Origin of the sequence: Aeromicrobium sp. REDSEA-S32_B7 (genome assembly GCF_001626145.1) — a bacterium.
Taxonomy (GTDB): Bacteria; Actinomycetota; Actinomycetes; order Propionibacteriales; family Nocardioidaceae; genus Aeromicrobium; species Aeromicrobium erythreum.
In genome coordinates, this window is the sequence record NZ_LUNF01000312.1 from 1 (window position 1) to 3,712 (window position 3,712).

The following is a 3,712-nucleotide window of genomic DNA, read 5'->3' on the forward strand; positions in this document are numbered from 1 at the left end:
TCGCCCAGCAGCTCGCGCTGGCGTGCCATCACGGCCAGGCGGTCCTCGGCCTGCATGACGTAGTGCGCGGCGATCCCCTTGAGCACCAGCATCTCCAGCCCGGTCCGCCGCGGCACGACGAGGTCTGCCTCGTAGCGCACGAACGGCCCGGGTCCGGCGGCGTGGGTGGCGTGCTGGACCGCACCGCAGAAGCGGCCTATCAGGTCACTGGTGAGGTTCTTCAGGGCCGCGAGCGAGGCGCGGCTGCCGTCGTAGGTCGCGTGCGGCCAGGAGCCCACCGCGCGCAGGTCGGCGAGGTCCGCGTCGAGCTCGTCGTCGGGGACACCCGCCAGGTCGGAGGGGTACCACTCGCGCAGGGTCGCCCAGACCGCGGCGCTGTCGAGCCGGGTCAGGTCGACGCGGCCGGCGACCACGCCGTCCTCGACGTCGTGGACGGAGTAGGCGACGTCGTCGGCGAGGTCCATCACCTGGGCCTCCAGGCAGCGGCGGGGCGGCTCGGCCGCAGGCACGCCGGCCCGCATCCAGGAGAAGACCGGTCGGTCGTCGGCGTAGACGCCGAACTTGCCGTCGCGCGACTCCTCGGCACCCCAGGGGTACTTCGAACAGGCGTCCAGGGTGGCGCGGGTGAGGTTGAGCCCCACCGAGCGTCCCTGCTGGTCGAAGGTCTTCGACTCCAGCCGGGTCAGCAGCCGCAGCGTCTGGGCGTTGCCCTCGAAGCCCCCGCACTCCACGGCCAGGTCCGCCAGCACCCGCTCGCCGTTGTGGCCGAAGGGCGGGTGGCCGAGGTCGTGGGCCAGCGCCGCGGTCTCGGCGATGTCGGGGTGCGACCCGAGCGCCCGGGAGAGGTCCCGGGCGACCTGGGCCACCTCCAGGCTGTGGGTGAGCCGGTTGCGGACGAAGTCGTCGCTCTGCGGACCGACGACCTGCGTCTTGGCGGCGAGCCGGCGTGAGGACGCGGCGTGCACCACGCGCGCGCGGTCCCGCTCGAAGGGGGTCCGCACGGGCGCGTCGACCCGCTTCGGCGGATCGGGGACCAGCCGCTCACGGGCGTGGTCGTCGTACAGCTCCAGGGCGTCCATCGGCGCCGAGCCTAGGGCAGGGCGCCGACCGGCAGCCCCGTCCCCGGGTTCCGCTGGCTCAGAACGTCGAGACGTGCACGTGGTCGTAGTGGTTGGCCGTGGCCGACCCGCGATCCGACATCGGGCGCCAGCCCTCGCCGCCCCGCTCGACCGACCAGATGCGCTGGGAGTAGATCGCATAGCTGACGCCGAGCCGGCCGGCGTTGGCACGGACGAACTCCGCGACCTGCCAACCGAGCTCACCGGAGACCATGATGTCCACAGCCAGGCCGCGGCCGTGGTCGCCGCCGCCGGAGCGGAACGTGCCGTAGCTGGTGATGCTCGGGAACTGGGCGCAGACCGCACGGTGCACCGCGGCGATGTTGGGGCTGACCCCGGCCGGGACGCTGCTGCCGTTGGTGCAGCTGGCGCTGGCGCTCGCGGTGGCGGGCCCGGTCTCGGGCTTCTCCTCCTGCAGGTAGCCCTGGGTGACCCAGCGCGCCTTGCCGTCGATCACGACCTCGTCACGGCCGTAGAGCTCGCGACCCGTGACCAGCACCTTGCGCTCGGCGGCGACCGTGCCGACCTTCTTCGCCTTCTCGCCGGGCTCGGTCCACAGGTTCAGCGGCGCCGTGGTCCACAGCTTCGTGTCGGCTTTCGCGATGGCCTTCTTCACGGCCTTCTTCGCGAGCACGCGGTCGAGCTTGGTCTCGGCCTTCTCCAAGGTGGCGCCCTCGACCGTGGTGAGGCCGGAGCGGTCCGAGGAGCGGCTCAGGACGGAGTCGCGCGACCCGAGGCCGGACCCGCCGGTGGCCTGCTGGAGGTCGGCGGCAGTGGTCCGGGCGGTGAGCGTCTCCGAATCGGGCGCGTCGCTGAGCACGACTCCCAGGGAGATCACCGAGGCGGTGGCGACGAGGGCGAGAGGGCCGGCCACGAGGGTCGCTCGCGGCGTCCGGCGGGCATCGGTGTCCCGCTTGTGGCGACGATCTGCCACAGCGCTGATCCTTAGCTGTCGGGGTCGGGGGATGTGCGTGGACTGCCGGGCATCCGGTGGGATACCGGCCAGTACGCGTCCATCACTGAACCACAGGCCGACAATCGTGTCCGAATCTTGACCTGCTCTTCACGGGTGTTCCCGCTCACCCCGTGTGACTGGGGTCACGTCTGGTCGGCGTCGCAGGCTCACGGGCGTCGCCGGCTCAACCGCCGGAGTGCAGGTCCTCCTCGACGGCGCAGCCGCTCCCGTCCTGACCAGGCCCAGGCTGCGCCGCATCGTGCCGCCGGCGGCGAAGCCCTTGAGGTACCACGAGACGTGCTTGCGGAACTCCTTGCTGCCGCGCTCCTCCCCCATGTGCTGGCACAGCAGCTCGGCGTGGCGGCGCATCATGTCGCGCACCTCGCCCAGGGTCGGGAGCGTGGCGACCTCCTCGCCGGCGAAGGCGGCGGCCAGGTCGCGGAAGAGCCACGGCCGCCCCAGGCACCCGCGTCCCACGACCACGCCGGCCGCACCGGTCTCCTCCACTGGGCGACGGTCCGACCGTGCAGCGCGATCGCCGCGCAGCCGCTCTCCTGGGCGATCCGGCCGGCGTCGAGGTAGGTCAGGTGGTCCTCGTCGATGCCCTTGCGGGTCTTCATCGTGACCGGCACGTCGTAGGGCGTCGCCGCGCGGACGGCGTGCTCGAGGATGTCGGCCAGCAGGCCGCGCTTCCACGGCAGCGCGCCTCCGCCGCCCTTGCGCGTGACCTTGGGGACGGGGCAGCCGAAGTTCAGGTCGATGTGCGCGACGCCGTACTCCGCGCAGAGGATCTCCGCGGCCTTCCCGACGTAGACCGGGTCGGTGCCGTAGAGCTGGACCGAGCGCGTGGTCTCCAGCTCGTCGAAGACCAACATGTCCTTGGTGTGCTGGTCACCCTCGACCAGGCCGCGGCTGGTGATCATCTCGCAGACGTAGAGGCCGGCCCCCTGCTCGGCGCACAGCCGGCGGTACGCCGCGTTGGTGATCCCGGCCATCGGCGCCAGGACCACCGGGGTCGGCACGTGGAGGGTGCCGAGGGTGAGACCCGAGGCCGGACCGGGGGTGGTGGACATGCCTCCATGGTGCCGCCTGACAGGCTGGGCGGGTGAATCGGCCGATGGACACCGACGCGGTGCTCGACCTCGTGCGCGAGGTCGTGGCCGAGCACGTCACGCCGCGCTTCGGCGCTCTCGCGGCGGGGGACGTCGCGAGCAAGCGGCGGCCCGGGGACCTGGTCACCGTCGCCGACCGCGAGGCGGAGGTCGCCCTCTCCGCCGCGCTCCGAGCTGCCCACCCCGACGCGCTCGTCGTCGGCGAGGAGGCGGTGTCAGAGACCCCCGGGCTGCTGCACGGGCTCGCCTCGGCCGCCCACGCCTTCACCGTCGACCCCGTCGACGGCACCCGACACTTCGTCGCCGGCTCCCCCGACCACGCCACCATGCTCGCCGAGCTGCACCACGGCCGGACGGTGCGCAGCTGGATCTGGCAGCCCCAGCACGGCCGCGCCTACGTCGCCGAGCACGGGGCCGGGGCGTGGGCGGACGGTGTGCGGATCGAGCCCGCCACCGACCCCAGGACGCTCCGGCCGACGGGGACCTGCTGCGGCGTGGACTACCCCCGGTTGGCCCTGGGGCAGGCC

Annotated in this window: 3 protein-coding genes and 1 pseudogene; 1 reads left to right on the forward strand and 3 read right to left on the reverse strand. The window is 73.0% G+C overall.

From position 1 onward, the window contains the following. From A6Q79_RS17870 to A6Q79_RS17880, 3 genes and pseudogenes are all read right to left on the reverse strand, one after another. On the reverse strand, positions 1–1,079 hold a 1,079-nt coding region (locus tag A6Q79_RS17870; protein ID WP_317698897.1), incomplete at its 3' end, for a deoxyguanosinetriphosphate triphosphohydrolase. Between the two features lie 58 nt (positions 1,080–1,137). After that, positions 1,138–2,052, reverse strand: a complete 915-nt coding sequence (locus tag A6Q79_RS17875) for a hypothetical protein (RefSeq protein ID WP_317698898.1) — start codon at positions 2,050–2,052, stop codon at positions 1,138–1,140. 282 nt (positions 2,053–2,334) lie between these two features. Beyond that, positions 2,335–3,146 (reverse strand): annotated as a pseudogene (locus tag A6Q79_RS17880) (tRNA dihydrouridine synthase); the annotation flags it as partial. A gap of 44 nt (positions 3,147–3,190) precedes the next feature. Between A6Q79_RS17880 and A6Q79_RS17885 the strand changes: the two are divergent. Further along, positions 3,191–3,712, forward strand: a 522-nt coding sequence (locus A6Q79_RS17885; RefSeq protein ID WP_317698899.1) for an inositol monophosphatase family protein, incomplete at its 3' end; no start/stop codon positions are given.